Origin of the sequence: Novacetimonas maltaceti, assembly GCF_002906255.1 — a bacterium.
Taxonomy (GTDB): Bacteria; Pseudomonadota; Alphaproteobacteria; order Acetobacterales; family Acetobacteraceae; genus Novacetimonas; species Novacetimonas maltaceti.
Genome location: NZ_POTC01000105.1, coordinates 1 through 4,238 on the forward strand (window position 1 = coordinate 1; position 4,238 = coordinate 4,238).

2 protein-coding genes and 1 pseudogene are annotated in these 4,238 nt (G+C 66.9%); 2 read left to right on the forward strand and 1 reads right to left on the reverse strand.

The window, feature by feature from the left end; genetic code table 11:
- On the forward strand, positions 1–2,317 hold a 2,317-nt coding region (gene treF / locus KMAL_RS16190; RefSeq protein WP_110096495.1), incomplete at its 5' end, for an alpha,alpha-trehalase TreF.
- Positions 2,318–2,606: 289 nt separating this feature from the next.
- Here treF and KMAL_RS16195 read toward each other — a convergent pair.
- Positions 2,607–3,707 (reverse strand): COX15/CtaA family protein, encoded by a 1,101-nt coding sequence (locus KMAL_RS16195; protein ID WP_180999861.1) that lies wholly within the window; start codon positions 3,705–3,707, stop codon positions 2,607–2,609.
- Positions 3,708–3,851: 144 nt separating this feature from the next.
- Here KMAL_RS16195 and KMAL_RS16200 point away from each other — a divergent pair.
- Positions 3,852–4,238, forward strand: a pseudogene (locus tag KMAL_RS16200) (hypothetical protein); the annotation flags it as partial.

Below are 4,238 nucleotides of genomic sequence, written 5' to 3' on the forward strand. Positions count from 1 at the left end.
CGCCGTGGCCGCCGACGGGACGAAGGTGACGTCGCCTGCCGCGCATGTCGATACACCGGCGGGCATACTCGCCCCCGCGCCGGAGGACGGGCACAGGCAGGAACTCGCCGGGTCGCACATGGTTCCGCCCGCCAACGCCCTGCTGGCGCAGGCGGCGGCCCCCGTGACCATCACGCAGGACCTGCGGCCCCCTTCGGTCGTGCTTGACGGCCTGTTCGAGGATATCGCCCGCGCGCATATCTATGCCGACGCCAAGACGGCGGTGGATGCCATCCCGGACGAAGCCCCCGAAGACCTGCTGGCGCAGTACCGGGCCGCGAAGGTGCGCCCGGATTTCGTGCTGAAGGATTTCGTCAGCCAGCATTTCACCATGCCCGAACGCAAGACCGTCACCTACCAGCGCAGCCCCAATGAAAACGTGCGCGACTACATCATGGGCATGTGGGACGTGCTGCAGCGTCCGCCCGACACGCAGGTGCAGTATTCCTCACAGCTGCCGCTGCCCTATACCTATGTCGTGCCTGGCGGCCGTTTCAGCGAGCTGTACTACTGGGACAGCTACTTCACCATGATCGGCCTGTATGAAGACGGGAAGATCGACCTGATGCGCGACATGGTGCGTGACATGGCCTCCATGATCGACCGCTATGGCCATATCCCCAATGGCAGCCGCACCTATTACCTCAGCCGTTCGCAGGCGCCGTTCTTCTCGCTGATGGTGGACCTGCTGGCGATGCATGACGGGCAGATCGCCTACACCACGTTCCTGCCGGAACTGCAGGCGGAATATGACTACTGGATGGATGGCGCGGATTCGGTGGCGCCGGGCGGGGCCTACCGCCATGTGGTGCGCCTCCCTGACGGGACGGTCATGAACCGCCACTGGGACGACCGCGATACGCCGCGTGACGAAAGCTATCCCGAAGACCTCGCCACGGCGGCGTCGCAGTCGGCGCGCAAGCCGGAGGAAGTCTACCGCGACCTGCGCGCCGGGTCGGAGACGGGATGGGACTTCACCTCGCGCTGGCTGGCGGACGGGCATACGCTTTCGACCATCCATACGACCGAACTGCTGACGGTGGAGCTGAACTGCCTGATCCCGCATCTGGCGCAGACGCTGTCGCATGCCTATGCCCTGAAAGGGGACAAGGAAGCCGCCGCGCGGTACGCAAGGATCGCGGAGGAGCGGGTTGCCGCCATGCAGCGCATCCTGTGGGACGAGCGCCGCGCCGCCTATATCGACTATGACTGGAAGAAGGGCGAATCGACCTCCATCCTGTCGGGGGCGACGGCCATGCCGCTGTTCCTGCAGATGGCCACCCCCGAACAGGCCAAGGCCGTGGCGGAGACGATCCGCAAGAACCTGCTGAAGGTCGGGGGACTGGTCGCTACCGAACGCACCAACAGCGGGCAGCAGTGGGATGCCCCAAACGGCTGGGCACCGCTGCAGTGGATGGCGGTCAAGGGCCTGAACCAGTACGGGTATGATGAACTTGCCAGTGACATCGCCGCACGGTGGATGGGGCGTGTGATCGGCACGTACGAAAAGTCGGGCGTGCTGCTGGAAAAATATGACGTCTCCAACCCCTATATCAGCCCCAAGGGCGGCAAGGGCGGGGGCGAGTATCCGATGCAGATCGGCTTTGGCTGGACCAACGGCACGCTTCTGGGCCTGATGGACCGTTACCCGCAGAATACCCGCGTGGTGCTGGATCATAACCCGGCCGCCGACCTGCCGGACCGGCCCGTCGCCCATGCCCTGCCGCCCATGAATGCCTATGGCGTGCAGAGCGACAAGGACACGATCGACCATTACAACCTGCCGGCCGTGGCCCTGACGCCGCGCCCGGTCGCGCCGACGCCCGCCCTGCCGCAGGTGTCCAGCGTGGGCGAAAGCGCGCCCACCCCGCCGTCGAGTGCGCCGCCAGTCCAGCCCCCCGCATCCGCGACGCCTGCGCCGGCGGCATCCGCCCCTGCGGAGGCCGCGCCGAAACCGGCTGCAGCCCCCGTGGCCGCAGACACGTCCTCTGGCGCACCGGCGCAGACAATGGCGCAGCCCTCCGCCACTGCACCGGCGGCACCTGCCGCCGATCATGCGGCCGGGGCGGAAAATGTGGTTGCACCCGCGACCTCCACGGTTGTCCCTGCGACTCCGGCTCCGCTGCCGCCAGCGGGGGCCTCGGCCGTGCCGCCGGGGAGTGCTGTCCCTGCCGCGCAGCCCAAGGCGCAGCAGGACGAGGCCACGCCAACCCTGCCGCCGCATATCACCGATGTGCCAAAGGATAATTCCGCTGCATCCCAGCCTGCCGCGCATTAAGCGCGTCAGGGGAAGGAGGTCCGGTCCCTGAGGGGCGGAAAACTGCTACAGACCATGTCTGGAGTGCCGGGTGCCAGATTCCGGGCTCTGCCCGGACCCGGCAGGGACCACAGGCCCCTGCACACCGATTCATCAGGCAAAGCTTTACGTGGTCGCCGGTCGTAAAAGTTTGTGGTGAAGCTTTTTTCAAGGAAGCTTCAAAAGGAATGCCGCCTTCTAAAAAAGGCGGCACCAGAAACTTTTCATTTTTATCAGCAGGTGATCCCCGCACCGCATATCCCGGCGGGTATCAGACCCGGCCGACCCCGCGCAGGCGGTGCAGCACCACGATCGCGGTGGTCAGCAGCAGGGCGGCACAGGTCTGGTGGACTGTCCCCGCCCAGACCGGCACCACCAGCAGCAGCGTGGTTACGCCCAGCGCATATTGCAGCAGCACGACCCATCCCATCACCATCAGCGCGTCCTGCGCGGGCTTGCCCAGTTTCGGGGTGCGCAGGCCAAGGAAGATCGTCACGCCGATCAGCGTCGCCGTGGCGGTGGCCAGCAGGCGGTGGTCGAACTGGATGGCGGGGACGTTCTGGAACCAGTTGAGCCAGAAGGGATGCAGCCGCGCATATCCCGCCGGGATCAGGTGCCCGTCCATCAGCGGGAAGGTATTGTACGAAAAGCCCGCATGCGTCCCGGCGGTGAACCCGCCCGCGACGATGGTGATGCCGACGATGCAGCAGATGGCCCAGACCAGGCGGTGGACCCGCACCACTTCGGGCGTGGCGGGGATGAATTCGGGGACTGGCGTGCGGGTCGAAAGCGCGGTCCACAGGATGGCGATATACAGCGCGAAGGCGCAGCACAGGTGCAGCACGAGGCGCACTGGCGCCACGGCGGTGCTGTCGGGATTGAAGCCCGACGCCACCATGAACCAGCCGATCGCGCCCTGCAGTCCGCCCAGCACGAAGAACAGCAGGAGGCGCGCGATCAGGCGGCGCGACAGGACGCCGGTCACGGCGAACCAGATCAGGGGGACCAGCAGGACCATCCCCATCAGCCGCCCCCAGAAGCGGTGGATCCATTCCGCCCAGAAGATCTGCTGGAACCCGGCAAGGCCGAATCCGTCATGCAGGATCTTGTACTGGGGGATGGTCTTGTACAGTTCGAACTGCCGTTCCCATTCCGCATGCGACAGCGGCGGGATCATGCCGGTGATCGGCCGCCAGTCCATGATGGACAGGCCCGACCCCGTCAGGCGGGTATACCCGCCGAGCGCGATCATGCCGAGCAGCATGAAGCAGATGGCGAACAGCCAGTTCGAGACCCGGCGGCGGTCATGCGCGCTGGCCGGGAAAACGGAGTCGCGGCCCTTGGCGAGGCCAGAGGAAGGATGTGCGGACATAGGCCGGATTTAGACTGGCCTTGCACGCCGCCGCAAGGCAATGCTAGGGCGCTGGTAAGGTTTTCGTGTCTGCCGCACGTCCACGGCATGACTGGCGTGCGCGCCCGCGCCACATATATCGCAACAGAGGACGTCCTTCCCCGCGTGACGCGATCGTGCCGCCCCCCGCCATCCGTGGTCCCTGATCCCCCTGATGGCCCGCCTTGCGCCGCCGCGCCGCGCGCAGGTGTGGGCGTGCTGCTGCGTCCGGCGCTGATGGTTGGGCTGGCGGTGGCGCTGGTGGTCGCGGTGCGCGCCATGCCGGGCCTGCGCGCGGGCCTGGACATGGGGCCGGGCAATGTCGCCATGCTGCGTGACGGGGTGTGGGGGCGGGTGTGGTTCGTGCTGGCGGGTTCGGCGTTCTGCGCGCTGGGACTGCCACGCCAGGCGGTGTGCCTTGCGGCGGGCATGGCCTATGGCACGGCGCAGGGCATGGCGCTGGCCACCTGCGCCACGGTTGCGGGGGGGATGGCGGATTTCCTGGCCGCGCGG